Source organism: Janthinobacterium sp. HH104, assembly GCF_001758715.1.
Taxonomy (GTDB): Bacteria; Pseudomonadota; Gammaproteobacteria; order Burkholderiales; family Burkholderiaceae_D; genus Janthinobacterium; species Janthinobacterium aestuarii.
In genome coordinates, this window is record NZ_LRIB01000040.1 from 49,470 (window position 1) to 75,889 (window position 26,420).

The following is a 26,420-nucleotide window of genomic DNA, read 5'->3' on the forward strand; positions in this document are numbered from 1 at the left end:
GGATTTACAAAGATGGAGGCATCATGGCTGAATGGGTAGGCTGGTTTGTAGCGGCTGGCGCGGTATTGATCCTGGAGCTGTTTACGGGCACGTTTTATCTGCTGATGATCGCCATCGGCGTCAGTGCGGGCGGATTGGTGGCGCTGGCGGGCGGAAATGGCAGCTGGCAGGCCCTGACGGCCGCTATTGTCGGCGTGGCGGCCACCCTGTTATTGCGGCGCAGCCGTTTTGGCAAGGCGGCGCGGCGCGATGCGGCGCAGGATCCGAATGTGAATCTCGATATCGGCCAAAGCGTGGCAGTCGCGCACTGGGTCGATGGCGCGGCGCGCGTCATGTATCGCGGCGCCTTGTGGGATGTGGAACTGATTCCCGGCAGCGATACGCAGGCCGGTCATTACACCATACGGGCCGTGCGTGGCAGCCGTTTGATTGTTGGATAACCTGGAGAATAAATTATGGAAGTAAGTATCGGAAGCGTGTCGCTGATCTTGTTATTGCTGGCGTTGGTATTTGTCTTCAAGACGGTCAATGTGGTGCCGCAGCAGCATGCCTGGGTGGTGGAGCGCCTGGGCAAGTTCCATGCGGTATTGGGCCCCGGCCTGAATATTGTCGTGCCTTTTGTTGACCGTATCGCTTACAAGCATGTGCTCAAGGAAATTCCGCTCGACGTGCCACCGCAGGTGTGCATCACGCGCGACAATACGCAATTGCAGGTCGATGGCATTCTGTATTTCCAGATTACCGATGCCATGCGTGCTTCGTATGGTTCGTCGAATTATATTGCCGCCATTACGCAATTGGCGCAAACGACCTTGCGCTCGGTAATCGGTAAAATGGAGCTCGACAAGACATTTGAAGAACGCGACCATATCAATACAGCCATCGTGAATGCCATCGATGAATCGGCGGCGAATTGGGGCGTCAAGGTATTGCGTTATGAAATCAAGGATTTGACGCCACCCAAGGAAATCCTGCATGCGATGCAGGCGCAGATTACGGCCGAGCGCGAAAAGCGCGCGCTGATTGCTGCTTCGGAAGGGCGCAAGCAGGAGCAGATCAATATCGCCAGCGGAGAGCGCGAAGCGGCTATCGCCCGTTCCGAAGGCGAAAAGCAGGCATCGATCAACCGCGCCGAAGGCCAGGCCACGGCCATCGTCGCGCTGGCGCAGGCCAGCGCCGAGGCGCTGCGCCAGGTGGGGGCCGCCATCCGCGAGCCGGGCGGCGAAGATGCCGTCAACCTGAAAGTAGCCGAGCAGTATGTGGGCGCCTTCGCGCAATTGGCGAAAACGAATAACTCGATTATCGTGCCGGCCAATCTCGGTGATATGAGCGGTTTGATCGCCACGGCGATGCAGGTGGTGAAAACGCAGAAGCCGAAAGGCGGCGTGGCTATTCCCTGATTGCCTGGCGAATAGCAAACTGGTAGCAAGTTTGCCGTCAAAACTGCCCGCCATATGGTGGGCAGTTTTCATTTGCGCTACCGGAATATGTGGTGGCAGCAGGGATCGAGTATCTGCGCTTGAACCAGTAACGTTGAAAATATTTTCTTTATGCTATGCTGTGCGCACTTTCGGGATTATATGCTGTCGTGCGACGCTTATCTTTTTGATTGAAGTAGAATCTGCTGCACCGATGTCCGCTACGGATGCCGGTGCGGGGTTTGGGGCGGATGGGCGATGGCCGATAGTATTGGCCTCATGTATATTTTGAATTGCAATTTAGAATTACTATAAATTGCAATGAAACAAAAAATACTGCAGAATAAATGCGGCCGATAGCGCTGTATTGAATCGCCGCCGCACAAAACAGAGGTGCTTGCGCAGACGGTCCGTGTGTGATGTCCGCCCCACTTGGTTGAAGACAGCATCGCTTGAAAGCCGGGGGGAGTAGGATTTTTGGTAAAAGAATTGTAAAAAACAATCAAATCTTCAAAAAAATCACCTCAGTCGCGTTACAATTGGATAGAATTTAACTGTTCAGTTATATTTTTCAACTCACACAAGGAAATATCATGGATCTGTCCAGCTTATCCCTGTCCGAACTGCGCACCTTGCAGGACGACATCAAGAAGCAAATGAAGAAACGCGAACAGGACGATCTGTCCAAGGCGCGCGAACAAATCCTGGCGATCGCCCAGAGCGTCGGCGTTTCCGTGAAAGATCTGGTTGGTACGGGTATCCGCGCTAAAACCGGCACGGTTGCAGTGCGCTATCGCAATCCGGATGATGCGACGCAACAATGGACTGGCCGTGGCCGTCAACCGAAATGGGTCAAAGAATGGACCGATTCGGGCAAGTCGCGTGATCTGCTGAAGGTGTAATGTAATACGCCATTCATTCGGATGCTTGTCCTGTGGAGTAGTGCAGGGGTAATACCAGGCAGCACGCAAGCATCCGGAACTTTCCTCGTTTATCGTCTTTGGCCAGGCAGGCAAAGCTGATTCACATCGCTTATCTTCCCGGTATTTTCGTCAATACCAGTCTTATTTCCGTCGTATCTCTTCCTTTCCCTGTTTTTATCCCGTTATGTTGTGCATTTCCGCTTGCCGCAGGCAATCGGCAAAATAAAACCCGGCATATAGCCGGGCTTGTTGGTATTGGCGCAGCACGCTGCGCGCAGTGCCGGATCAGCGGCGGTGCGATTTCATTGCCGCTTGCACTTCGCGCGCGCCATCGCGGTCGCGTTCCGCAGCCCGTTTGTCGTGCTGCTTCTTGCCTTTGGCCAGGCCGATTTCGCATTTCACGCGGCCGCCCTTGTAGTGCAGGTTGAGCGGGACCAGGGTGTAGCCGGAGCGTTCCACCTTGCCGATCAGTTTATCCATTTCCGTGCGGTGCAGCAGCAGCTTGCGCGTGCGTACGGCTTCCGGATGGATGTGGGTGGAGGCGGTCGGCAGGGCGCTGATATGCGCGCCGAACAGGAAGAGTTCATCGCCGCGGACGACGACGTAGGCTTCCTTGATTTGTACGCGGGCGTCGCGGATGGCTTTGACTTCCCAGCCTTCCAGCACGATGCCCGCTTCGTAGCGATCCTCGATAAAGTAGTCGTGGAAGGCTTTTCTGTTGTCTGCTATGGTCATGAGATGGTAAATGTGCGCGGGTCGGTTAAACTACTGTCTCGCGCAAGCGCGATAAAATCAAATGTATCCAACATCATAGCAAATGGTTCTTCAATGGCAGTAGTACATAAATCAGTTTTTCTCGGCTATAGCGCCGAACAAATGTTCGCGCTGGTGGCGGCGGTGGAGGATTATCCCAAATTCCTGCCCTGGTGCGGTGCGGTCGAGATTCGCGAGCGGGGCGAGAACACGGTTGTCGCCAGCGTGGGCATACATTACCACGGCGTGCGCCAAAGCTTCACCACGTCCAACGAGAACGTGCCGCCGTCATCCATCAAGATGAAGCTGGTGGACGGCCCTTTCAAGACCCTCGATGGCGTGTGGACCTTCAAGGCCCTGCGTGAAGATGCCTGCAAGATCGAACTGGACCTGCACTACGAGTTTTCCAGCCGCGTACTCGAGCAGATCATCGGCCCCGTCTTCGGCATGATCGCCAACAGCATGGTCGATTCCTTCTGCAAGCGCGCGGAGACCGTGTATGGCTGAAGCCAGCATCCACGTGCAAGTCTGCCACGCCTTGCCGGAAAGCAGCTTCCTGCGCGCCTTGACGGTGCCTGCCGGCACCACCATCGAACAGGCGGTGGCACAGAGCGGCTTGCTGCAGGCCATCCCCGGCATCGACCTGACCATCAATATGGTGGGCATCTATGGCAAGAAGAGGCCGCTCGATACGGTCTTGCACGAACATGACCGGGTGGAAGTGTACCGCCCCTTGCAGGCGGACCCGAAAGAGGCACGCCGGCGCAGGGCTGGCGGCAAGCCTGCCAAGGGCTGAGCGGGCAGGGTGGCCGCTGCCTGGCGCGCGCCATTTTTGGCTATTTTCAAATATCTTTTCTATGCTGCAAGGACGGAGGGCGCTTTTTTCTGTATAATCTGCTTTTGCGCCAATAGGAAATGCTATGCGTCTACTTCAAAAAGCACTCACATTCGATGACGTGCTGCTCGTCCCAGCCTACTCCAACGTTCTGCCCGCCGATACGTCCCTCAAAACTCGCCTGACCCGCAATATCACCTTGAATATTCCCTTGCTGTCCGCAGCCATGGATACGGTGACGGAAGCCCGTCTGGCAATCGCGATGGCCCAGGAAGGCGGCATCGGCATCATCCACAAGAATTTGAATCCGAAGGACCAGGCACGTGAAGTGGCCCGCGTAAAGCGTTTCGAAGCAGGTGTGCTGCGTGATCCGATCACGATTCCGCCGGAAATGAAAATCCGCGACGTGATCGCGCTGACGGAACAATACGGCATCAGCGGTTTCCCTGTCGTCAAAGGCAAGGAAGTCGTCGGCATCATCACCAACCGCGATTTGCGTTTTGAGCAGGAACTCGACGCGGAAGCTTCCGCCAAGATGACCCCGCGCGAAAAGCTGGTGGTCGTCAAGGAAGACGCCGATACGGCCGAAGCCAAGCGCCTGATGAACAAGCACCGCCTCGAGCGCGTGCTGGTCGTCAACGACGCGTTTGAGTTGCGCGGCCTGATCACCGTCAAGGATATCCAGAAGTCGACTTCGCACCCGTTCGCGTCGAAAGACAGCCAGGGCAAACTGCTGGTCGGTGCTGCCGTCGGCGTGGGCGCCAAGGATGAAGAGCGCATCGACCTGCTGGTCGCTGCAGGCGTCGACGTGCTGGTGGTCGACACGGCCCACGGCCACTCGCAAGGCATCCTCGACCGCGTACGCTGGATCAAGACCAAGTATCCGCAAGTCGAAGTGATTGGCGGCAATATCGCTACGGCCGCTGCCGCCAAGGCGCTGGTGGAATACGGCGCCGATGCGGTCAAGGTCGGCATCGGTCCTGGCTCGATCTGCACCACGCGTATCGTCGCTGGCGTAGGCGTACCGCAAATCACGGCCATCTCGAATGTGGCCGAAGCACTGGAAGGCACGGGCGTGCCGTGTATCGCCGACGGCGGTATCCGCTTCTCGGGCGACATTTCCAAAGCGCTGGCCGCTGGCGCCTCGACCGTCATGATGGGTTCCATGTTTGCCGGTACGGAAGAAGCACCGGGCGAAGTGATCCTGTACCAGGGCCGCAGCTACAAATCGTACCGCGGCATGGGTTCGCTGGGCGCGATGTCTGATGGTTCGGCTGACCGTTATTTCCAGGACGCCACCATGAAGGCCGACAAGTTCGTGCCTGAAGGTATCGAAGGCCGCGTGGCCTACAAAGGCAGCGTGCTGGCGATCATCTTCCAGCTGGTGGGCGGCGTACGTCAATCGATGGGTTACTGCGGTTGCGCCACCATCGACGAACTGCGCGAAAAAGCGGAATTCGTGGAAATCACCTCGGCCGGCATGCGCGAGTCGCATGTCCATGATGTGCAGATTACCAAGGAAGCGCCGAATTACCGTTCCGAGTAAATAGCGACACACCAGACCGGCGCCTAGTGCGCCGGTTTTGTAATGACCTCAGATAAAGTCCCCATCATGCATTCTAAAATCCTCATTCTCGATTTCGGTTCCCAAGTCACCCAGTTGATCGCCCGCCGCGTGCGCGATTCCGGCGTGTTTTCCGAAGTCTTCCCGTATGACGTCAGCGATGAATTCGTGCGCAACTACGGCGCCGCCGGCGTGATCCTGTCGGGCAGCCACAATTCCACCCTGGACGGCGACTCGCCGCGCGCGCCGCAAGCCGTGTTCGAGCTGGGCGTGCCCGTGCTGGGCATCTGCTACGGCATGCAAACCATGGCGGCTCAATTGGGCGGCAAAGTGGAAAACGGTCTGGTGCGCGAATTCGGCTACGCCGAAGTGCGCGCCCGCAGCCATACCAAGCTGCTCAACGGTATCGCCGACTTCGTCACCGACGAAGGCCACGGCATGCTGAAAGTGTGGATGAGCCATGGCGACAAGGTGCTGGAAATGCCACCAGGCTTCAAGCTGATGGGCAACACTCCGAGCTGCCCGATCGCCGCCATGGCCGACGAAGAGCGCCAGTTCTACGGCGTGCAATTCCACCCGGAAGTGACGCACACGGTGCAGGGCAAGGCCATGCTCGGCCGTTTCGTGCATGAAATCTGCGGCTGCAAGTCGGACTGGAACATGCCCGATTACATCAGCGAAGCGGTGGAAAAGATCCGCGCGCAAGTGGGCACCGACGATGTCATCCTGGGCCTGTCCGGTGGAGTCGATTCCTCCGTCGCGGCAGCGCTGATCCACCGCGCCATCGGTGACCAGCTGACCTGCGTCTTCGTCGACCACGGCCTGCTGCGCCTGGACGAAGGCAAGATGGTGATGGACATGTTTGCCAAGAACCTGGGCGTGAAAGTCATCCGCGTCGATGCGGAAGACCAGTTCATGGGCCACCTGGCCGGCGTCACCGATCCTGAGCAAAAGCGCAAGATCATCGGCCGCGAATTCGTCGAAGTCTTCCAGGTGGAATCGGGCAAGCTGGTCAACGCCAAATGGCTGGCGCAAGGCACGATTTACCCGGACGTGATCGAATCGGCCGGTAAAGGTAAAAAAGGCCAGACCATCAAGAGCCACCACAACGTGGGCGGCTTGCCGGACACCATGAAGCTGAAATTGCTCGAACCGCTGCGCGAACTGTTCAAGGACGAAGTGCGTAAACTCGGCGTGGCCCTGGGCTTGCCGCATGACATGGTCTACCGCCACCCATTCCCGGGCCCGGGCCTCGGTGTGCGCATCCTCGGCGAAGTCAAGAAAGACTACGCCGACCTGCTGCGCCGCGCCGACGCCATCTTCATCGAAGAGCTGCGCAACACGCCGTATGAGCCGGTCGTGGTTCCTGGTTTCGACCAGGATAGCGTTCCGACCAACTGGTACGAAGCGACCAGCCAGGCGTTTGCCGTCTTCCTGCCCGTCAAATCGGTGGGCGTGATGGGCGACGGCCGCACCTACGAATACGTGGTGGCCCTGCGCGCCGTGCAAACGCAGGACTTCATGACGGCCCACTGGGCACACCTGCCGCACAGCCTGCTGGGCAAGGTCTCGAACCGCATCATCAATGAAGTGCGCGGCATCAACCGCGTCGTCTACGATATCTCTGGCAAGCCGCCGGCGACCATCGAGTGGGAATGATTTGATGTCTAGCAACTGCTGGCACTGATAGGCAGGAAACCACACCTAAGCCCGTGATTTCACGGGCTTTTTTGTTATTTTGTCTGGCACTGCCTGGCAACGATTGGCGCGCTTAAGCACTGTTTTTTGCATGGCGTTATTAATGGTATGACCTCACAACGATGCATGATCAGCGGTCGATACCATGCGATGCTTCCGGATTCTTTCATGGTATCGTTTTTGTAAAAGGTCATTAAAATCAAGGACTTGTAAGAAATTTTCATCGGCTTTTTGATCATGGCATTTCAGCCCTTCACGACAAGATGCCATGCTGACCGATACCAAACTGCGCAATCTCAAGCCACAGGACAAACTCTACAAGGTGAACGACCGCGATGGCCTGTATGTGGCCGTCACGACTGCCGGCTCAATCTCGTTCCGTTATAACTATATAATCAACGGCCGCCAGGAGACCGTTATCTTCGGCCGCTATGGCGTCGGCGGCATGACGCTGGCGGAGGCGCGCGAGAAGCTGGGCGAGGCAAAGAAACTGATCACGGCGGGGAAGTCCCCGGCGAAAGGAAAGGCGCGGAATAAGGCCCGCGTCAAGGACGCCGAGACAAGCGGCGGGATCAGCATCCGTGAATCATGTACCTGAGTCCCCGATATGCTCGCCACCAGAGGCAGACCGCGTTGATCGATGAGCAGATGGGGCTTGCAGCCAAGCTTGCCGCGGTCGGTTGGATTGGGGCCGGTATGCTGTCCGCCGAGGGGTTTCTTTGGACGACGTTTTGTTTAGGCGTTCCAAGGCAGGCTTTTCCTGCCTCTTGCCTTCAATAAGATCAGGTTTAGGACAGCGCGGTTTAGCAAAAAGATGTGCAACAAAGGTTGGAGATGGAAGCTGGAAAGTCGCAGGCAAGACGCAAGCTTTGGACGGTACGGCAGGTAGATGATCTATTCGAAACGAAGAATAGCAGGCAATTGAGCGGCAAATTACCTGGACTTGCCTTTGTATCAGGGCAAGATTTCAAGTAAGCTGCCGCCCGACTGTACTTTAGCGGTTGAGGATTGCCTCAGTTGTCGCGCCGTTCTTCACTTCGACAGTTCGCACAACCAGGCCGCCTTGTTGATCAAGAAGGCCCAAGCGCCGTGAATATTCATTATCCGAAATGGTTTCCCAATTCACATTACTGAGTACGTAGTATTGACCTGGTGGAACTTCATTAAACTCAAAACGACCTTCACCATCAGTAGTTTTAGTTTTATCATAGGTCGAGTAGCGTGGATCCTGAGAGACTGCTGCTGCCCTGCCTTCCATGAGTACCGCCTGGTACCACTGTTGCCTGTACTTTGTCACCGGTATTAAAAGTACTGCATTCCCGGCACCTTTTTTCACGGTGCCGCCCACTGTTTTCGCAAAGACTTGACCTTTTACAATACCGGTGCCACTTTTAGGAAGTGCATCATATTCAACGGCGTCAAATGGCAACGGAGTGAAGCTTGGACGTTGAGGTGCCACGCAGCCTCCAAGTAGTGCTGCAAGGGATGCGACCAGTACAATTTTTGTAATTTTCATCAGTTTATTTTCACTAAGATAGGAGAATCAGCGTTGGGTGTTGCAGTTGACAGTACCGCACTTCAAATTGGCATGACGGAACCTCTTGAATTATTGCATAATTTCACTGACGGTTTTAGATCCTATGTTTAAATTTTAGAGATTTAAATCGATCGCGCGATATACCCAGCAATGATTGGTAATCCCCCATTTTTAGAGCGCTTTAGAAGTAGAGGTTAAGCGGCCATGGCAAGCTTCTGTTTTGGCGTGATGCCGTCAGGTGCCATGTCGCGTCAGCCGTGATCGCTATTGCTACTCCACCACCAGCGTGCAAAGTCCCCCATCTGGCCGAGCGCACGAAGCAGATGACGGGCTAGTTTATCGTAGCCAATTATGCCGTTATTGCTCTCAGAAGCAGATGCTCTGTTGCTTACTCGGGATAGGAAGGCCCGGCACGATCTCGTCGTAGGATCAGACAACGATATCAGCACCCACTTGGTGCTTGGCAGAAAGCCAAAGGTCTCAATACGATTTATCTACTTCTTATTTACGCAGAATTATGGTGCGGGAGAGGCCAAACCACTGGTGACAATTCATTCTGTGGTCCTGTTGGCGCCTCCAAGCGCATCTTTTGATTATTGTTTGACCAATATCAAGGATATCATTACCCTGATGAAATTACCTTCTCTTGCATGAATATCGTTGATCTATAAGACTGCATGTATAGGCTGGTAACACCCCATCTATCCCGCCATAGAGAAAGAACGCAGTATGAAGCATTCATTTGGTGATCCCTGGACCCAGATTAAGTTCGACATGCTGCGCAGGTGTTCGTTTGCTCGCAGAATTGACCCACTCTGTTTGATGCGCCTTCCACTGCCTGGCAAACGCTGCCACGCGGTCGTATGACCCTGCATAGCCCATTTCTTTCAGGTCCTCATGGATCTGCTTCAAATTGTGCCGCTGCTTACGCGGCTTCGTCGTCTCGGCCTTGAGCCACCCGGATAGCTGCACCGAGTATTTGTCTAATCCGCTAACTGATCGCCGCTCCGCATAGGAGGGCTTAGTGGTTTCCGATCACAGATAGCGTCGGACGGTATTGCGTGATATATCCAGTCGCCAAGCGATTTCTCGTCAGGCAGACCGAGACGAGCATGGCAGTCTATCGCCTCACTCCTCTTTTTCAAAGATGCGGATCTTCGCGCCGCCCTGGTAGTCCTGCAGCTCCGTTTCGCCATCGATGCGTATGTCGCCCTTCAATATCACCTCCACGCTGATATCGACTCTTTTGATGCGAAACGTTTCAATGTCGGTTGGGTGTATATCGATTTCCATGGAAATCGAGGCGCCTGGCGCGATCGTGGTGAATTTCGTCTTCAGCGCCGGATTGGCCAGGCCGCGGCGGGCGTAGGTAACGGCGCCGGTATCGGTGTCGATGAATTTGACGATCGGGCCCGATTTGCGCAGGTAGTCGAGCGGAAAACCGATATCGCGGCTGCCATCGTTGCGGATGGTGACCAGCACGTCGATCGGCTTGCGCTCATAGACGCAGCCAGCGTTGCCCAGGCATTGCAGGGAGATGGAGAGGGGCGCGTGGGTGCTCGTCATGGTGTTTGCTTTCAATGGTAGTGCCATCAGCATGGCATAGATAAGGAGGCTCAGACAATATCGCATCGTATTTTCCTGCCAATTTTTTTGCTCAATAATTCCTGCGCTTCAATCGCGATATTCCAGCCGTGGCGTTTCAGGATCAGCGCGCCTTCCGCATACGACATGATCGATTGCGTCAGGTCTTGCGGCGAGGTGCCGTTGACGTGGCAAACGATGGGCGCGTCGAGCGTGCCGTCCGGCTTGAAATAGCGTACCGTTTCTTCGAACTCTGTGTACGAGTATTCGTCGGGCATGCCGACGCAATGTCCGAATTCATGCGCATACGTGGTCAGTTCCGTTGCCAGCGACACGTTCATCACGTCGCCGGTCACGTTTTCGCGGTCATAGCGCTTGTGGATCTGCAGCGTGTAGTGCTGATTCTCGTCGACCCAGAGGACGCGGAAAGCCACGGGCAGCACTTTTTGTCCGCATTGCGGATCATTGATTTCAAGCCGGAACTTGTTGTTCCAGTTGCCTTCGATGCCGGCCGTCGCGTTTTTCTGCGCCAGCGCCACCACGTAGGCGCGCTGCTTGACGCGCAGCGCCGCCGATTCCGTGCCCTTGTCGCTCTCTTCCAGCGCCTGTCCTGCAGCGTCCAGTACCGTGATGGCCTTGAAACGCACTTCCACCACCACCGGACCGTCCGATTTTGCCGGCACGTACAGCTTGAACCAGATCTTGTCCCTGTATTTGTGCGGGGTGCCGTCGTGCTGGTAAGGCTGGGCATAGCGGCCATACGAGGGGCCGGCGATTTCTTTTTCGTAGTCCGCGATCCAGCAGGCCGGCAGCTTGACCAGCACTTCCTTGCGGCGCTTGTTGTCCACCGGCGTGGTGCTGGAGTCGCCTGCCGGCTTGTATTTCGGTTCCGGCGGGGTGCTGGTTCTGGCTGCCGGCTGCCCTGGCGAACCTGGTACCGGCGCCGGCGCTGAAGAGGGGGCAGGGTCGGGTGCCGGTGCCGATGCCGAACCCTGGCCGCCCATCGTTTTCAGCAGCTCGATCACCAGCGCCTCGGCGGCCGCCGCTGCAATCACATGCGTCAAGCCCTTTTCGTCGGTCATGCCGCTCTCATAGCTGCCATCTTCGCGCTTGATGCGGTAGGGCTGGCGTGGCATCGGTTCGCCCGTGTCGCGGTCGCGCAGCACAAAGCCTTCGTCAAACAGCTTGATGCGCGTGTCGGGCAGCGCCGGCAGCACGCCGGCCGCGCTGGCGGCGCCGTTGAGCACGTGCTGGCCGCCCTTGACCGTGAAGTTGCCGGGACAGGTAAACGTGATATTGCCGCCTTCAAGCGTGATCGACGATTGCCCGGCCTGCAGCGTGATCTTTTGATTGGCCTTGATGTCGATGCAGTCGTTGACCGAGAGTATTGTAATGGCCTTGTCGGCCAGGATTTCCAGTTGTCCCGTATGCGCCTGCAGCGATACGGGGCCGTTGGCGGCAATCGCCTGGATGCCGCCGGTGTGGCTAAACAAGCCATGTGCACTGGCCGACACGGACGAATAAGTGTGGCCGGCCGTCATGTGCAAGTCCGACTGCGTCGTCCAGTGCAGCTGCTGGGCGGCAAACAGTACGGTCGAGCCTGGCGTAGCCCAGTTGATGCTGGCGGGCGCTTCCATCACGACCAGCGGCTGGCCGAATTTTTCCACCGGCTGGTCGGCAGCCAGCTTGCGCTCGCCCGCGCTGGCCTTCAGTGCCTCCTGCCCGCCCACGCTGGCCTGGTATTTGCCATCTTGCTGGGGATCGATCTGTTTGATCAGGTCCAGCTGGGCCTGTTTCGCATCCTGGCTGAACAGGGCGGTTTGTTGTTGCGCGGCCTCGGCCAACGACTTGTTCAGTTCGGCCGCGCCTTTCAGCTGGGCCAACGCTTCCGTGGTGTCGAGCTGGGTAGAGGCAATGCCCGCGCCAGTCTGTGCGCGGGCTGTGGTCGAGATGAGCACGCCTTCGCCGCCGCGCAGTACGGTCCAGGCGTCGGTGCGCAGTTCGAAACCGCTGCCGCGGTAACTGCCGCGCTGCGCCGTGTTGGGGCCTTGCTGTACCAGGTAACCGAGGTTCAGCTGCGTGGCCGCGCTGCTCGTCGCCAGGCGGGTACGCAACTGGCCAGGCGTGTCGTCGATGACCCACTGGTTATAGCCGCCGCCATCGAAATTGTGGCTGTGGATGCCGGAAATGACGCCGGCGTGATTGACGTCCGAATCGACGCCGGCCGCATAGGGCGGCGTGTCGCTGCCGGTATAGAGCTGGGCCACTACCAGCGGACGGTCCATGTCGCCTTCGATGAAGTCGACCAGCACTTCGGTGCCGACGCGTGGCGTAAATTGCGAACCCCAGTTCGGGCCGGCCAAGGCTTCGGCAACGCGCACCCAGGTGCCTGACGCTTCGTTGCCGGGCGCGTTGCCCTGCTGATCCGTGTTGTGCGCCATGCCGCCGGGATTGGCGGCGGCGCCCCGTTGCCAGGCAAACTGGATGCGTATCTGATGGTCGCGCCCGGTGGTCGCCACGCTGTCGGGCAGGCCGACCACCAGCGCCGTTTGCGGCCCCAGCGCGCTGCTGGCCTGGCGCGCGGCGGTGGCGAGCGGCACGATGGCCACGCTGGTACGCGCGCAAGCGAAGGTATTGCGATAGGTGCCCGCCTCGAGCTGGCCGGCGAGCAGGCTGGCGACATCGCCCAGGCTGGCCACTGTCGATAATTTCGACAAGAGCGTCGTCAGCGCGCCGCCAGCCGGGCCCAGGTTGTTGCGTGCCTCGTGCTCGACCCAGAGCACGGTGAACTGGTTGGCGCCACCGGCATACTGTTCGTGCTGCAGCAGCTCAAAGGCGTGGCCGGCCGCCATGCGCCGCACCGCGCCAGCGCCCGTGAACTGCTTGTTCTCCAGTTCCAGTGCCTGCAGCATGCGCAAGCCGTGCGGATCGGCGGCAGCACTGTCGGCATGGCGCCGTTCGCCGGACCCGTCGTACAGGGGCAGGGGCGGCAGCTCGCCCGCCTGCAGGCTCGAGCTGTGTTCGGCGGCCGGTGCCGCCAGTTGCTGCGGGTCCCAGCTGCTGATGCCGACCGCATTGGCCCGCACCTGGCGCCGCGCGCTGAAGCTGTCGATGGCGTCATCGGTATCGCTGGCGCGCACGCCGTGAAAGCGCAGGCCAGCCACGCCCGGCGTCGGCGGCGCGGCTGCCTTGCTGTCGAAAATCACCAGCTTGTGCTTGGCCTGCTGTGCGTTCTGTTGTTCGCCTTGTTGCGCCGCGCCATCGTCCTGCTCGTGCTCGAAGCGCCAGCTCAGGCCTTCGAAAGCGAGCACGCGGGTCAGGAAGTCCAGGTCGCTTTCGCGGTATTGGGTCCAGACGGGGCGCGGTGCCAGTTCCTGGCTGACATCGAATTCGAAGCGCACCTGCGGATAGTCGGCGAGCAGCTCCGTGATGAGGTCGCGCGCATTCTTGTCCTGGAAGATATAGCTGTCGCGGCGCAAGCCCAGCAAGGCCAAGGCAGGCTCGAGGCGCAGCCGGTAGCGCGCCACGCCGCCGTCGGCGCCGGCAAAGCCGCAGTCGGTGCACAGTCCGTGCCAGGCGCGCCAGCTGCCGTCGGGCTGCAGCAGCTTGAGCGTGATTTCCTCACCGAGAAAGCTGGCAAGGTCCAGGCCCGCCGCCGTGCTCAAGGCATCGACCTCGAAGCGGAACAGCTCGTTGACCGCTTCGCGGCCCCTCATGCGCTCGGCCATCAGCGATTCGGGCAGGTTCGATGCCTGCGCCGTGGCCAGCGTGATCAGCCGCGCATGCTGCGACAGGCCGGTGCCGAACACGCCCTGAGGAGCTTCTGTCGTTGCCGGGCCGCTCATTACGGCAACGTGATGGTCAGGTTGGCCGTGCGCGGCGCCAGCTTGACGATATCGCTGTAGGCGTTCATCTGCTGTTCGGTGTTTTTGGCCAGCATGGTGCGCAAGCCCAGGTAGCCCAGTGCGCAGATCAGCGCGAATACCGAGCACAGCACCCATAGCGGCACGTCGTTGCGCAACTTGTGCGCGATCTGGTCGGGGCGTTCCGCATGTGGCGCAAAGCCCGCCTTCTTGCCCTTCATCTGGGCGATCTCGTCACCCAGGCGGGCCGTCAGGTAGGCCAGTTTTTCCGAGCCTTCGAGGATGTAGCGCCCCTGGAAACCCAGCAGCAGGCACATGTGGAACACTTCCAGCGCCTGCAGGTGCGCGCTGCCGCGCGCGCGCAGCGCTTCAAGCCGGATGAAGAAGTTCTCGCCGGCCAGCTGGTCGCCGAACAGCACCAGTTGCAGCGGGCGGCGCGCCCACTCGTCGCGGATGGCATAGGGCGAGCGCAGGATGATTTCATCGACAGCCGCGCAAAATGCATACTTGGCCGCATCGATATCATCAGCCGAGGCAGCATGTTTTTTCGCCGCGTGCCCGAACTCGTCGAGAAATTGCGTCATCTTTCTGATGAAGTCGGCATTGTCTTGCGGGCCGCTGCCATTTTTCAGCATGAACAGCGCGTAGAAACCGTCGTACATCAGGTCCGTCAGCGTGTGTTCGGTACCCGGACCTGCCGGTACGCTCGATGCGTAAGCGGCGGAGCCGCCGGACATCAGGGAGGGGGCGTTTGCATTCATCGTTTATCTTCAGGAAGTGATGGCGACAAGTTCAAGTTTCAGATCCCGCATGCCGGACGGAACGTAGATGGAAATCGACTGGGCCTGCAGCATGCGGTCGTACATCTGGCCCTTCGCCTCGATGGTGAAGTAATAGGTATCGGGCCGCACCGGCACGGCGGCCGGCACCTGCGGCGTGTGCTGCAGGCGCACGCCGGGCAGGGCCGACAGCACGAATTTTTCCACATCGTCGGGTGCGCCGATCTTGAAGCGCAGCGGCACCACGTCCACCAGTTCCACGCCCGGCAAATCGGCCGAGACGCCCAGGTAAAACGCCGTCTTATCGTCGATCTTGCCCGAGTCGAGCTTGCCGTGATGGTAAGACGGCTTGACCTCGGTCAATGCAATGGCGAAATATTTTGAAGAGATCACCGTATCGAGCAGTTCGCGGATGATCGCGTGCAGGCGTGCGAACGACGGCCCGGGATCGGCATGCTGGTAGGCCGGCAGGTCGGCCAGCGCATGGGTTTTCGAGAACGTCATCAGCGCGCCGGCCAGCGCCAGCAGTGCTTCGTACAGGCGTTCCGGGTGCAGCGCCGGATGATGGAAATAATGACTGAGCGAGGCGAACGCCGAACTGGCCGTGTGCAGCAGCCAGAACGAGGACATGTCGCCGGAGCGAAATTCGATCACATTCTTGCTCGGTTCGCGGTGGTGGCCGTACAGGGCGTTGACCTTTGCCTGCAGCGCATCGATCAGGCGGCGCAGTTGCAGGAACAGCAGCGGGGCGCTGCGGATCGACAGGCTAGGCGGCACGAACGACGGGTCCGGCTCGAAGCCGCCGGTCGACAGGCGACGCAGGCGCAGCAATGGAAAATTCACATACGAATCGCGCGGTTCCGATTCGGCCACCAGGCGCAGCGATTTTTGCAGGTAGGCCAGTTCGGCCTGCGCCGCATGGGTGTACAGGTCGGGCGTTTCCAGGTTGGCCTGACCGTAGCGCGCCGCACCGTTGGGCTGGTCGGGCGCGGCAAAGTTGCCGCCGAAATGCTTGAAGGCGGGCAGGGCGGCATAGAACGTGACGGTTTGCTGCGATTGCAGCAGCTTGCTCAGGTCCAGGGCCTCGGGCAACTCGTCGGCGCCGGGAGCGTTGTAGATTTCGCCGTCCTGGAACACCAGCGACAGTTCCAGCAGCCGCAGCGTGTTATTGCTCAGCGCATCGCGGTCGATCTGCACGTGGTTGACACCCCAGGCGTAGGGATGCAGCGCCTTGATGCTTTCGTGCAGGCGATGTTCATGGTACTGGTCTTGCTGCTGGAAGTGCTGGGGGCGCAGAAACAGACCTTCACCCCATAACAATTTGCTTGTAATGCTCATCGATTGCCCTTTTTTCCGAAGAAGTAAAAGCGCGGAGAACGCTGCCGCTCCCGGGTTATTTTGAAGCGCGATCGGCGCCTTGCCGGAGCGTCCGATCATTCAATCTTTGCAATAGGAAATTATGTGCTTTTTTCGCAACTGCAACAACATTAACATTATCTTGAAGAAAGGTGCGTACGGTACGTTTCCCGCATGGTGCCTGCCTTTGCGGGCGGTTGAAATGTGAGTTTTCGCGTATTTTCTATTGAACGGAGTCAATATTAAATCCATGTTAGTCTCGGCAAAAATACGAATTTAGCAACTATAAATTGCAAGTTTTTTAATGACCGCGTCATCTTTTTTTTGAGGGAAATCAGACCATGTCTCGCCAATTCACATTGCATTTTCTTGCCGCTGTTGCCTGCGCATTGACGCTCAGCGCCTGCAGCACCGCACCTGCGGTCAAGTCGGCGCCGCCGCCGCCCTCGCTTGACGAACTGATGGCAAAGGCGACCCAGGCCGCCAGTTCGGGCAACAACGAAGCGGCCATGGGTTTGTGGAAACAAGCCGCCGTCGAATTTCCAGCCGATAAGAATCCATGGGTCCGCATGGCGCAGACCCGCTATGAGGCGGGCCAGTACGGTGACGCCATCATCAATGCCCAGGAAGTGCTGGTGCGCGACCCGGCCGACAAGCTGGCCAACAGCGTCATTGCGATCAGCGGACTGCGCCTGTCGACGCGTGCATTGGCCGACTTGAGCCGCCAGAATAATCTGTCCGGCCCGCTGCGCACCGAATCGCAGGACCTGGCCAAGCTGTTGCGCGAAAGCCTGGGCGAAACCGTGCTGGTACCGGCCCCGGCCGCAGCGCAGGTACGCGACAAGCCGCCGGTGCGTTCGCAGCGCAAGGGACAGAGCAAGACTGCTGACAGCAGTGCCAATCCCTTCGATGGTTTGAAGTGAAGCTGAAGCAGTAAGGCGATCTACCAGGGGCATCGCGGATGCCGCCCATTACTCGTGAAGGGATGTGTCATGTCAAAAAAAGAAAGTGTTCAAAAACGCCTGCAAAAGGTCCGGCCGCCACGCGTGCAGATGACGTATGACGTGGAAATCGGCGATGCGATTGAAAACAAGGAGCTGCCCTTCGTGATGGGCGTCGTGGGCGATTTCGGCGGCAATTCCGAAGTCGAGCAAAAACGGCTGAAGGACCGCAAGTTCATCGGCATCGACCGCGACAATTTCGACGAAGTGCTCAAGGGTGTCGAGCCGCGCGCCGCGTTTGGCGTAGCCAACGAGCTCAGCGATGAGGGCGGCCAGCTGCGCGTCGACCTGCGCTTCAAGTCGCTCAACGACTTCCGTCCCGAGGCGGTGGTGGAACAGGTGGCACCGTTGCGCCGCCTGCTCGAAGCGCGTACCAAGCTGGCCGACCTGCGCAACAAGCTGGCCGGCAACGACAAACTGGAAGATATCCTGAACGACGTGCTCAACAGCACGGAGAAGCTGGCCCAGCTGGAACAACAATCCACCGCCAAGAAAGACTGATCCCATGTCCGCTCAACTGACCCCCGCGTCCGGCGCCGCCGCGACCACCGATATCGGCTTGCTCGACCAGATCGTCGAACAAAGCAAGGTTGCCAAATCCAGCGTCGAGCATGCACGCGCCAAGGACCTGATTTCAGAACTGGTCAGCCAGGTGATGGAGGGCACCGTGGTGGTGTCGAACAACCTGGCGGCCACCATCGATGCGCGCGTTGCCGAGCTGGACAGACTGATTTCACGCCAGCTCAGCGTCATCATGCATGCGCCCGAGTTCCAGAAGCTGGAAAGCAGCTGGACGGGCCTGCATCACCTGGTTGACAACACGCCCACCGGCACCAACCTGAAGATCAAGCTGCTCAACGCCACCAAGCGCGAGCTGGTGCGCGATTTCCAGAGTGCGCTGGAATTCGACCAGTCGACCATGTTCAAGAAAGTGTATGAGGAAGAGTTCGGCACTTTCGGCGGCGCTCCGTTCGGCGCGCTGCTGGGCGACTTCGAGTTTACGCGCCAGCCCGAGGACATGTATTTCCTCGAACAGATGTCGCATGTGGCCGCTGCGGCCCACGCACCCTTCATTTCGGCCGCATCGCCCGAACTGTTCGGTCTTGAAAGCTATGCCGACCTCGGCAAACCACGCGACCTGGCCAAGGTGTTCGACACGGTCGAATACGCGAAGTGGAAGTCGTTCCGCGAATCGGAAGATGCGCGCTACGTCGGCCTCACGCTGCCGCGCTACCTGGGGCGGCTGCCGTTCAACCCGGCCGATGGCGCCACCGTCGACGGTTTCAATTTCGTCGAGGACGTCGATGGCACCAACCACCAGAAATACCTGTGGTGCAATGCCGCCTATGCCTTCGGCGCCAAGCTGACGGCGGCTTTCGACGACTACGGCTGGTGCGCGGCGATCCGCGGCGTGGAAGGCGGCGGCCTGGTCGAAGACTTGCCGACGCATACCTTCAAGACCGACGAAGGCGAAGTGGCGCTGAAATGCCCGACCGAGATCGCGATTACCGACCGGCGCGAAAAAGAGTTGAGCGACCTTGGTTTCATTTCGTTGGTGCATTGCAAAAACACCGATTACGCGGCGTTCTTCGGCGCCCAGTCGGCGCAGAAGGCCAAGAAATACAACACCGATTCCGCCAATGCGAATGCGGTGCTGTCGTCGCAGCTGCAATACATCTTTGCCGTCTCGCGCATCGCCCATTACATGAAGGCGATGATGCGCGACAAGATCGGCAGCTTTGCCGCCGCGTCCAACGTCGAAGATTTCCTCAACCGCTGGCTGATGCAATACGTGCTGCTCGACGATAACGCCAGCCAGGAGCAGAAGGCCCAGTTCCCGCTGCGCGAAGCGTCGGTGCAGGTGTCGGAAGTGCCGGGCCGTCCCGGCGTCTACCGCGCCATTTCCTTCCTGCGTCCCCATTTCCAGCTCGATGAGCTGTCCGTTTCACTCCGTTTGGTCGCGGAGCTGCCGCAATCGACCAAATCCTGATTTTTTCATCAACAACCGAAAGGAATGACATGGCAATCGACGTTTACTTGCAAATTGATGGTATCAAAGGCGAATCCACCGACACCTCCCATAAAGATTGGATCGAATGCAAGTCGGTCCAGTGGGAAGTGCTGCAGCCGAAGTCCGCCACCGCCTCGACCGGCGGCGGCCATACCGCCGAACGTACCGAGCACAAGGATATCGTGGTCGCCAAGCTGGCCGACCTCGCCACGCCTCTGCTGCTGCAAAATTGCTCATCCGGTAAAACGATCCCGAAAGCCAAGTTCGAATTCCTGCGCGCCGACGGCCAGGGCGAGCGCATCAAGTACTTCGAGATCGAGCTGGAAAACGTGCTGATCAGCAGCGTGGCGCCGTCCGTCGCCGCTGGCGACATCCTCGGCGAAAACGTGTCGATCAAGTATTCCAAGGTCAAGTGGAAATACACGCAGCAAAAAGTCGGTGGTGGCTCGGGCGGCAATACCTCTGGCGGTTGGGATCTGTCGGCCAACAAGACGATTTGATCGACAACGGCCCTTGCCGGATGACGCCGTTCCGGCTAGCCGCCGACGGTGACTCCGGCTTGTGCCTGCGTGACTGATGCTTCTGAATCAAAGGGCCGCCGCAGGCCGCCCTTTTGTTCCTTCCCACCGCCAACGACAGGATACCGATGAAGGGTTTTACGCCGGGGTTGTTCGACCGCCTGATGGACACGCCCGTCCAGGGCGCTTCCAGTAGCACCGTCTCGCGCCTGTCGCTGGAGGATTTGAAAGATACCGTGGCACGCGACCTGGAGGCGCTGCTCAACACGCGCACCGTGATACCGGAGGCGCTGCTGACAAAATTTCCCGAATGCGGCCGTTCGATCGTCACCTACGGCCTCAATGATTTCGCCGGCCTGAGCTTGTCGAGTTCCGACGACCGCGCGTATATCTGCCAGTGCCTGGAAAAAGCCATCGCGCGCCATGAACCGCGCCTGCGCAGCGTGCGCGCTTCGCTGGAAATCCAGGAAGGCTCGATCAACCGCCTCAATTTCGCCATCACCGCGCTACTGGTGGTGCACTCGGCCCAGGAACCTGTCAACTTCGACGCCATCCTGCAGCCGTCCAGCCTGCATTACACGATCAGCAAGGCGCGCCGTACGGCGCAAGGAGCCTGAACTTGGAAGAATTATTGCCGTACTACGAACGTGAACTGGGTTTCCTGCGCCGCTATTCGCGCGAGTTTTCCGAGCGCTACCCGAAGATCGCGGGACGGCTGCTGATCGGCGGCGAAGTCTGCGAAGACCCGCATATCGAGCGCATGATCCAGTCCTTCGCGCTGCTCAATTCGCGCATCTCGAAACGCCTCGATGACGACTACCCGGAATTTACCGAGGCGCTGTTCGAGGTACTGTATCCGCATTACCTGCGGCCATTTCCTTCGTGCTCGATCGCGCGCCTCGACTACAGCGGCGCGGCGGCGCAGCTGACGGCCGCCACCGAGATCGCGCGCGGCACCGAGCTGGCGACACGCCCCGTCAAGGGCGTCGCATGCACCTTCCGCACCGCGTATCCGGTCACCGTGGCGCCGCTGGCGCTGACGCATGCGGCGTTTGCCGCCATCATCGACGCGCCCGAGCAGGTGCAACTGCCGCCAAACGCCACTTCCAGCGTCAGCATCGTCCTCGAAGCGACCGCCGATCAGATCAGCCTGGCGCAACTGGGCGTCAAAAAGCTGCGCGTGTTCATCGACGGCGAACCGTCGTTTTGCGCGGCGCTGCGCGACGCGCTGTTCATGCGCACGGTCAAGGCCTATGTGGAAGCGGACGACGGCGGCCGCTGGAACGCGCTGGCGCAGCTTCCCGTCAGCACCGCCGGCTATGCCGAGGACGATGCGCTGATCCCGTTTTCGGCCCGTTCGCATCCGGCCTACCGGCTGCTGACCGAATATTTCTGCTTTCCCGAAAAATTCAATTTTTTCGACATCGACCTGGCCGCGCTGTGCGCGCCGCTGCCGTCCGGCTGCAGGCGCATCACCTTGCACCTGGCCCTGGCCGGCCTGCGCACCGATTCGAATACGGCGCGCATGCTGGGCACCATGACGACCAATAACCTGCTGCTGGGCTGCACGCCGGTGGTCAACCTGTTCCGCCAGCGCGGCGAGCCGATCCGGCTGACGCACACGGCCGCCAGCTATCCGGTGCTGGCCGATGCGCGCCGCGCCTATGCCTTCGAGGTGCAGGCCATCGAATCGGTCAAGCTGGTGCGCCAGACGCCGCAAGGGGAGTCGATCACCGAATTTCGCCCGTTCTATTCGCTGCGCCACGGCCAGATGCCGGCCAAGGACGGGCATTACTGGGTGATGCGGCGCGATGACACCGTCAGCGAAAAAAGCCCCGGCTACGAGACCGAGATTTCCATCGTCGACATCGATTTCGACCCGGCCGCGATCGAAACCGATACCCTGAGCCTCGAGTTGAGCTGCACCAACCGCGACTTGCCGGCGCAACTCACCTATGGCCTGCGCGGCGGCGACCTGTTCCTAGAAGGCGGATCGAGCGTGCGCAGCATCCACTTCCTGCGCAAACCGACGGAGTCGCACCGCTTCGAGCGGGGCCGCGGCGCGCACTGGCGCCTGATCTCGCACCTGTCGCTGAACCATCTGTCGCTGTCGGGCAGCGGCCTGGAAGCGTTCCAGGAGATGCTGACCCTGTATGACTTGCCCCGCTCGGCGGCCTCGCAACGGCAGATCAGCGGCATTGCCGCGATCGACCACAAGGCGGCCAACGCCTGGCTGCCCGGCAATCCCTTCGCCTGTCTGGTGCGCGGCCTGGAAGTGCGGCTGACGCTCGACGAGGAAGCTTTCGTGGGCAGCGGCATCCATGCGTTTGCCCATATCGTCGAGTGTTTTCTCGGCCTGTACGTGCATGCCAACAGTTTCACGCAACTGGTGGTGCTGTCGAAAAAATCGGGAGAGGAGTTGTTGCGATGCAAACCACGCAGCGGCGATTTGAGCCTAGTGTAATCGAGCGCCTGTTCGCCGAGCCTTACCGCTTCCAGTACTTCCAGGCGGTGCGCATGCTCGAAATCTGGCTGGTTCGCAACGGCATGGCGCGCGAGGGCGCGGTGGCCAACTACCTGCGCTTTCAAAATTCGGTGTCGCTCAATTTCGCGCCCAGCCAGCTTGAAGCCGTGCAGGCCGAACCGCGCGAGCTGGGCGCCCTGGCGGCCGACATGCGTGCGCTGGGCGAAGCCGTGCGGGGCGGCGGACTGAAATACGTGCGCATCACGCCGGCCTTCATGGGCTTTCTCGGTGTGGCCGGCGCGCTGCCCGCCCATTACACGGAACGCATCGCCGCGCACCAGCTGTACGAAAAGGACGAAGGACCGCGTGCTTTTCTCGACACTTTTTCCAGCCGCGCGCTGGCGCTGTTCTACGAAGCGTGGCGCAAGTACCGCCTGGAACTCAAATACCAGCTCGATGGCAGGGACAAGTTCCTGCCGCTGCTGCTGTCGCTGGCGGGGCTGGGCCATGCGTCGCTGTGCCAGCGCCTGTACGACGATGGCGATGGCGTCCTCGACGAGTCGGTGGGATTTTTTGTCGCGGCCATGCGGCACCGGCCGCCATCGGCGGTGGCGATCGGCCAGGTATTGTCCGCGTATTTCGGCCAGAGCATCAAGGTGACCCAGTTTGTCGGCTGCTGGTACGACGTGCCGCGCGACCAGCAAAGCAGCCTCGGTGGCATGAACGCGATGCTGGGTTCGACGGCGCTGGTCGGCGCGCGCGTCTGGCAGCGCGATTTGCGCATGCGCCTGGTGGTCGGGCCGCTGGCGCGCACCCATTTTGACGCCTTTTTGCCGGGCGGGGCGGCCGCGCGCGCGCTGGAAAAAATGCTCACCATGTTTACCGGCCTGTGCCTCGAATACGAAGTGCAGCTGGTGCTGCGCGCCGAGGATGTGCATGGCGTCACCCTGGAGCAGCCGCGCAGCGGCGGGCGGCTGGGCTGGGACAGTTTCCTGATCACCGCCGGCGCCGCGCAGGACCGTGGCGACGTGCGCTACGAATTGCATACGCTGGCATGAACCATCTTTCTTTTTTATCCGTTTCCACACAAGGACCTTTGCCCCATGAGCATCAACCTCAAGACGCTGATCAGCAAGCTCAATGACACCAGCCGTACCGCCGCCACCCGCGCCGCCGGCATCTGCGTCGGCCTCGGACAATACGAGGTCGACCTGGAACACCTGTTCCTGGCCCTGCTGGAACAGCCGGCCAGCGACTTTGCGCTGATCGCCCGCCACAGCGGCATCAGCGTCAGCATGCTCGAAGCGGACTTGCAGGCCGAAGTGGCGCGCCTGCAGACCGGCAATGCGCGCACCCCCGTGTTTTCGCCCCGGCTGCCGAAGCTGTTTGAAAACGCCTGGCTGATCGCGTCGCTCGACGTGCAGGCGGGCCGCCAGGCCAGCATCCGCAGTGCGCATCTGCTGCAGGCGCTGCTGACCGACCCTGAATTGGCGCAGCTGGCTTACCGGGGCTCGAAACTGTTCAATAAATTCAAGCTCGACGACTTGAAGCATAACCTCGACAAGATCACGCAAGGCTCGCAGGAGGCGGCAGGCGCTTCGGCTGCCGATGGCGAGGCTGGCGAGGGCGGCGAGGGAGGAGGAGACCCCGTCGGCGAACTGGCAGGGCGCGCGGCCGCGTCGAAAACCCCGGCGCTGGACCAGTTCACCACCAACCTGACGGCGCGCGCGCGCGACGGCAAGGTCGATCCGGTGATCGGCCGCGATGCGGAGATCCGCCAGGCCATCGATATCCTGATGCGGCGGCGCCAGAACAACCCGATCCTGACGGGCGAGGCGGGCGTGGGCAAGACGGCCGTGGTCGAAGGGCTGGCCCTGCGCATCGCGCTGGACGACGTGCCCGATGTATTGAAGGGCGTCGAGATCCATACGCTGGACATGGGCCTGCTGCAGGCCGGCGCCAGCGTCAAGGGCGAGTTCGAGAACCGCCTGAAAAACGTCATCGACGAAGTCAAGAAAAGCCCGCACGCCATCATCCTGTTCATCGACGAAGCGCACACCATGATCGGCGCCGGCGGCACGGCCGGCCAGAACGACGCGGCCAACCTGCTCAAGCCGGCATTGGCGCGCGGCGAGCTGCGCACGATTGCCGCCACCACCTGGGGTGAATACAAGAAGTATTTTGAAAAGGACGCCGCGCTGGCGCGCCGCTTCCAGGTCGTCAAGATCGAGGAGCCGAGCGAGGAACTGGCCTGCGCCATGTTGCGCGGCATGGCACCGCTGATGGAAAAGCATTTCAATGTGCGCATCTATGACGAAGCCATCACCGAAGCGGTACGGCTGTCGCACCGCTACATCATGGGGCGCCAGCTGCCCGACAAGGCCATCAGCGTGCTCGATACGGCCTGCGCCAAGGTGGCGCTGGGCCAGAACGCGACGCCGGCCCTGCTGGAAAACCTGGTCAAAAAGCTCGACCGCATCGACGCCGAAGTCGCCACGCTCGAGCGCGAGGAAAAGAGCGGCGGCAACCACCCGGTGCGTCTGAAAGACTTGCGTGAGCAGCGCAGCAGCGCCGCCGGCGAGCATGCGGCGCTGGCCGCGCGCTGGGAAAACGAAAAGACGCTGACCGGAAAAGTCAGGGCGGCGCGCCAGGACCTGGAAAGCGCCGGCGTCAAACCGGACGCCAGCCAGGCCGGCGATCTGCAGGCCCTGCTCAAGGACTTGCGCGCGCTGCAGGGCGAAACACCGATGGTGCCGGTGCAGGTCGACGGCCACGTGGTGGCGGAAATCGTCGCCGGCTGGACCGGCATCCCGCTGGGAAAAATGGTCAAGGATGAAATCCGTACGGTGCTCAAACTGAAGGACATGCTGGAAGAGCGCGTGCTGGGCCAGTCGCATGCGATCGAAGCGGTGGCGCAGCGCGTGCGTACCTCGCGCGCCAACCTGGACGATCCGAACAAGCCGAAGGGCGTGTTCCTGTTCGTCGGCCCGTCCGGCGTGGGCAAGACGGAAACGGCGCTGGCGCTGGCCGATGTGCTGTATGGCGGCGAACGCAAGCTGATCACCATCAACATGAGCGAATACCAGGAAGCGCACAGCGTGTCAGGCCTGAAAGGCTCGCCGCCCGGCTATGTCGGCTATGGCGAAGGCGGCGTGCTGACCGAGGCCGTGCGGCGCAACCCTTACAGCGTGGTGCTGCTCGACGAAGTGGAAAAAGCCCACCCGGACGTGCTCGAGCTGTTCTTCCAGGTCTTCGACAAGGGCGTGATGGAGGATGCCGAAGGGCGCGAGATCGACTTTAAAAACACCATCATCATTCTCACCTCGAACGTCGGCTCGAGCATCCTGATGCAGGCCTGCCTGAATGTGGCGGCGCCAGACCTGCCGACGCCGGAGCAGCTGGAGGAAAAGCTTCGCCCGCAACTGATGAAAACCTTCAAGCCGGCCTTTTTGGGACGCTTGAAAGTGATCCCGTTCTATCCGATCTCGGACGACGTGCTGGTCAATATCATCGGCCTGAAACTGGGCAAGATCGCCCAGCGCATCGCGGCCAATCACAAGGCCGAATTCAGCCACGACGAGGCGCTGGTCGAGGCCGTGCTGGCGCGCTGCACCGAAGTCGATTCGGGCGCGCGCAATGTCGACAATATCCTCAACGGCACGGTGCTGCCCGAGATCGCCGAGTCGGTGCTGGCCAAGATGGCCGAAGGCGCAGCGATTACGAAAATCAAGGTCAGCGCCAGCAAGCAGGGGCAGTTCAAGTACACCATCAAGTAGGCACTGCCGCCATGGGACGTGGAGAGGAGGGGCGCAATCTGTTCACCCGGTTTCAATCGCGCTCCGGCGACATAAATTCCTCGCCACAATAATTGCTAAATATGCAAAATCTGGTAAACGACTGACGGGAAGCGCATGTCATCCACCTCGACCGACAAGATTGCTGACGCGCTGGCTGCTTTCACGAGCGCCACGCGGCTGTACGAGTTGACCTACGGCGAGGACGCGGACAGCGGCTTGCTGGTCGAAGCCTTTGCCGCCGACGAGCGGCTGCAGGAGGTCGGTGCGCGCGACATCATCGCCTTGTCCACCAGCGCCCATGTGGCGCTGGCGTCGCTGC

22 protein-coding genes and 2 pseudogenes are annotated in these 26,420 nt (G+C 60.0%); 17 read left to right on the plus strand and 7 right to left on the minus strand.

Annotated features, from left to right (window positions below; translation table 11 throughout):
- Window positions 1–23: 23 nt before the first annotated feature.
- From JAB6_RS18460 to JAB6_RS18470, 3 genes are all read left to right on the plus strand, one after another.
- Window positions 24–440: an NfeD family protein gene (locus tag JAB6_RS18460; RefSeq protein ID WP_034752222.1), complete on the plus strand. Its 417-nt coding sequence runs from the start codon at window positions 24–26 to the stop codon at window positions 438–440.
- A 15-nt stretch (window positions 441–455) separates the two neighbouring features.
- The gene (locus JAB6_RS18465) at window positions 456–1,400 is read left to right on the plus strand and encodes an SPFH domain-containing protein (protein WP_034752220.1); all 945 of its coding nucleotides are present in this window, start codon (window positions 456–458) and stop codon (window positions 1,398–1,400) included.
- Between the two features lie 611 nt (window positions 1,401–2,011).
- Entirely contained in the window at window positions 2,012–2,320 is a 309-nt protein-coding gene (locus JAB6_RS18470; protein WP_010397665.1) for an H-NS family nucleoid-associated regulatory protein, read from the plus strand.
- 306 nt (window positions 2,321–2,626) lie between these two features.
- On the opposite strand, the gene smpB is transcribed toward JAB6_RS18470, so the two are convergent.
- Window positions 2,627–3,076: an SsrA-binding protein SmpB gene (gene smpB / locus JAB6_RS18475; protein WP_034752217.1), complete on the minus strand. Its 450-nt coding sequence runs from the start codon at window positions 3,074–3,076 to the stop codon at window positions 2,627–2,629.
- A gap of 93 nt (window positions 3,077–3,169) precedes the next feature.
- Between smpB and JAB6_RS18480 the strand changes: the two genes are divergently transcribed.
- The 5 genes and pseudogenes from JAB6_RS18480 to JAB6_RS18500 form a co-directional block, all read left to right on the plus strand.
- A complete protein-coding gene (locus JAB6_RS18480) occupies window positions 3,170–3,601 on the plus strand; it encodes a type II toxin-antitoxin system RatA family toxin (protein ID WP_034752216.1) in 432 nt (143 codons plus the stop codon).
- Entirely contained in the window at window positions 3,594–3,890 is a 297-nt protein-coding gene (locus JAB6_RS18485) for an RnfH family protein (protein WP_070304021.1), read from the plus strand. The genes JAB6_RS18480 and JAB6_RS18485 overlap by 8 nt, the downstream gene beginning before the upstream one ends.
- Window positions 3,891–4,014: 124 nt before the next feature.
- Complete coding sequence (guaB, locus tag JAB6_RS18490) at window positions 4,015–5,475, plus strand: IMP dehydrogenase (RefSeq protein ID WP_034752206.1); 1,461 nt, start codon at window positions 4,015–4,017, stop codon at window positions 5,473–5,475.
- A gap of 66 nt (window positions 5,476–5,541) precedes the next feature.
- On the plus strand, window positions 5,542–7,152 hold the full coding sequence (gene guaA, locus JAB6_RS18495; RefSeq protein ID WP_034752205.1) for a glutamine-hydrolyzing GMP synthase: 1,611 nt from the start codon (window positions 5,542–5,544) through the stop codon (window positions 7,150–7,152).
- Between the two features lie 307 nt (window positions 7,153–7,459).
- Window positions 7,460–7,753 (plus strand): annotated as a pseudogene (locus JAB6_RS18500) (Arm DNA-binding domain-containing protein); the annotation flags it as partial.
- Between the two features lie 56 nt (window positions 7,754–7,809).
- On the opposite strand, the pseudogene JAB6_RS28550 reads toward JAB6_RS18500, so the two are convergent.
- The 6 genes and pseudogenes from JAB6_RS28550 to tssK form a co-directional block, all read right to left on the minus strand.
- Window positions 7,810–7,911, minus strand: a pseudogene (locus JAB6_RS28550) (IS5/IS1182 family transposase); the annotation flags it as partial.
- 274 nt (window positions 7,912–8,185) lie between these two features.
- Window positions 8,186–8,707 carry a hypothetical protein gene (locus tag JAB6_RS29025; protein ID WP_139143435.1) on the minus strand — a complete coding sequence of 174 codons (522 nt, stop codon included), beginning with the start codon at window positions 8,705–8,707 and terminating at the stop codon, window positions 8,186–8,188.
- Between the two features lie 1,149 nt (window positions 8,708–9,856).
- Window positions 9,857–10,294 carry a hypothetical protein gene (locus JAB6_RS18505; RefSeq protein ID WP_034752203.1) on the minus strand — a complete coding sequence of 146 codons (438 nt, stop codon included), beginning with the start codon at window positions 10,292–10,294 and terminating at the stop codon, window positions 9,857–9,859.
- A 50-nt stretch (window positions 10,295–10,344) separates the two neighbouring features.
- Window positions 10,345–14,157: a type VI secretion system Vgr family protein gene (locus JAB6_RS18510; protein WP_083292798.1), complete on the minus strand. Its 3,813-nt coding sequence runs from the start codon at window positions 14,155–14,157 to the stop codon at window positions 10,345–10,347.
- A complete protein-coding gene (gene icmH / locus JAB6_RS18515) occupies window positions 14,157–14,936 on the minus strand; it encodes a type IVB secretion system protein IcmH/DotU (RefSeq protein WP_070304023.1) in 780 nt (259 codons plus the stop codon). The genes JAB6_RS18510 and icmH overlap by 1 nt, the downstream gene beginning before the upstream one ends.
- Window positions 14,937–14,945: 9 nt before the next feature.
- Complete coding sequence (gene tssK, locus JAB6_RS18520; RefSeq protein WP_034752199.1) at window positions 14,946–16,292, minus strand: type VI secretion system baseplate subunit TssK; 1,347 nt, start codon at window positions 16,290–16,292, stop codon at window positions 14,946–14,948.
- 359 nt (window positions 16,293–16,651) lie between these two features.
- On the opposite strand from tssK, the gene JAB6_RS18525 reads away from it, so the two are divergent.
- The 9 genes from JAB6_RS18525 to JAB6_RS18565 all read left to right on the plus strand — a co-directional run.
- Entirely contained in the window at window positions 16,652–17,233 is a 582-nt protein-coding gene (locus tag JAB6_RS18525) for a M48 family metallopeptidase (protein ID WP_070304024.1), read from the plus strand.
- Window positions 17,234–17,302: 69 nt separating this feature from the next.
- Entirely contained in the window at window positions 17,303–17,812 is a 510-nt protein-coding gene (gene tssB, locus JAB6_RS18530) for a type VI secretion system contractile sheath small subunit (RefSeq protein WP_034752195.1), read from the plus strand.
- Between the two features lie 4 nt (window positions 17,813–17,816).
- Window positions 17,817–19,301, plus strand: coding sequence for a type VI secretion system contractile sheath large subunit (tssC, locus tag JAB6_RS18535; RefSeq protein ID WP_034752193.1), 1,485 nt, complete (start codon window positions 17,817–17,819; stop codon window positions 19,299–19,301).
- 29 nt (window positions 19,302–19,330) lie between these two features.
- Window positions 19,331–19,822, plus strand: a complete 492-nt coding sequence (locus JAB6_RS18540) for a type VI secretion system tube protein Hcp (protein ID WP_034752191.1) — start codon at window positions 19,331–19,333, stop codon at window positions 19,820–19,822.
- Window positions 19,823–19,968: 146 nt separating this feature from the next.
- Window positions 19,969–20,457 carry a type VI secretion system baseplate subunit TssE gene (tssE, locus tag JAB6_RS18545; RefSeq protein WP_070304025.1) on the plus strand — a complete coding sequence of 163 codons (489 nt, stop codon included), beginning with the start codon at window positions 19,969–19,971 and terminating at the stop codon, window positions 20,455–20,457.
- 2 nt (window positions 20,458–20,459) lie between these two features.
- Window positions 20,460–22,304 (plus strand): type VI secretion system baseplate subunit TssF, encoded by a 1,845-nt coding sequence (gene tssF / locus JAB6_RS18550; protein ID WP_034752186.1) that lies wholly within the window; start codon window positions 20,460–20,462, stop codon window positions 22,302–22,304.
- A complete protein-coding gene (gene tssG / locus JAB6_RS18555; protein WP_070304029.1) occupies window positions 22,268–23,362 on the plus strand; it encodes a type VI secretion system baseplate subunit TssG in 1,095 nt (364 codons plus the stop codon). Before tssF ends, tssG begins: the two co-directional genes overlap by 37 nt.
- Before the next feature lie 45 nt (window positions 23,363–23,407).
- Window positions 23,408–26,080 (plus strand): type VI secretion system ATPase TssH, encoded by a 2,673-nt coding sequence (gene tssH / locus JAB6_RS18560; protein WP_070304026.1) that lies wholly within the window; start codon window positions 23,408–23,410, stop codon window positions 26,078–26,080.
- Between the two features lie 135 nt (window positions 26,081–26,215).
- A partial coding sequence (locus JAB6_RS18565) for a hypothetical protein (protein WP_139143436.1) occupies window positions 26,216–26,420 on the plus strand: 205 nt, incomplete at its 3' end.

Coding starts and splice junctions, on each gene's coding strand:
- JAB6_RS18470 (WP_010397665.1), top strand. CDS start 2,012: ATGGATCTGTCCAGCTTATCCCTGTCCGAACTGCGCACCTTGCAGGAC.
- tssH (WP_070304026.1), top strand. CDS start 23,408: ATGAGCATCAACCTCAAGACGCTGATCAGCAAGCTCAATGACACCAGC.
- guaB (WP_034752206.1), top strand. CDS start 4,015: ATGCGTCTACTTCAAAAAGCACTCACATTCGATGACGTGCTGCTCGTC.
- JAB6_RS18510 (WP_083292798.1), bottom strand. CDS start 14,157: ATGAGCGGCCCGGCAACGACAGAAGCTCCTCAGGGCGTGTTCGGCACC.
- JAB6_RS29025 (WP_139143435.1), bottom strand. CDS start 8,707: ATGAAAATTACAAAAATTGTACTGGTCGCATCCCTTGCAGCACTACTT.
- tssK (WP_034752199.1), bottom strand. CDS start 16,292: ATGAGCATTACAAGCAAATTGTTATGGGGTGAAGGTCTGTTTCTGCGC.
- JAB6_RS18460 (WP_034752222.1), top strand. CDS start 24: ATGGCTGAATGGGTAGGCTGGTTTGTAGCGGCTGGCGCGGTATTGATC.
- JAB6_RS18505 (WP_034752203.1), bottom strand. CDS start 10,294: ATGACGAGCACCCACGCGCCCCTCTCCATCTCCCTGCAATGCCTGGGC.
- tssE (WP_070304025.1), top strand. CDS start 19,969: ATGAAGGGTTTTACGCCGGGGTTGTTCGACCGCCTGATGGACACGCCC.
- JAB6_RS18485 (WP_070304021.1), top strand. CDS start 3,594: ATGGCTGAAGCCAGCATCCACGTGCAAGTCTGCCACGCCTTGCCGGAA.
- tssC (WP_034752193.1), top strand. CDS start 17,817: ATGTCCGCTCAACTGACCCCCGCGTCCGGCGCCGCCGCGACCACCGAT.
- guaA (WP_034752205.1), top strand. CDS start 5,542: ATGCATTCTAAAATCCTCATTCTCGATTTCGGTTCCCAAGTCACCCAG.
- tssB (WP_034752195.1), top strand. CDS start 17,303: ATGTCAAAAAAAGAAAGTGTTCAAAAACGCCTGCAAAAGGTCCGGCCG.
- JAB6_RS18525 (WP_070304024.1), top strand. CDS start 16,652: ATGTCTCGCCAATTCACATTGCATTTTCTTGCCGCTGTTGCCTGCGCA.
- icmH (WP_070304023.1), bottom strand. CDS start 14,936: ATGAATGCAAACGCCCCCTCCCTGATGTCCGGCGGCTCCGCCGCTTAC.
- tssG (WP_070304029.1), top strand. CDS start 22,268: ATGCAAACCACGCAGCGGCGATTTGAGCCTAGTGTAATCGAGCGCCTG.
- JAB6_RS18465 (WP_034752220.1), top strand. CDS start 456: ATGGAAGTAAGTATCGGAAGCGTGTCGCTGATCTTGTTATTGCTGGCG.
- JAB6_RS18480 (WP_034752216.1), top strand. CDS start 3,170: ATGGCAGTAGTACATAAATCAGTTTTTCTCGGCTATAGCGCCGAACAA.
- JAB6_RS18540 (WP_034752191.1), top strand. CDS start 19,331: ATGGCAATCGACGTTTACTTGCAAATTGATGGTATCAAAGGCGAATCC.
- smpB (WP_034752217.1), bottom strand. CDS start 3,076: ATGACCATAGCAGACAACAGAAAAGCCTTCCACGACTACTTTATCGAG.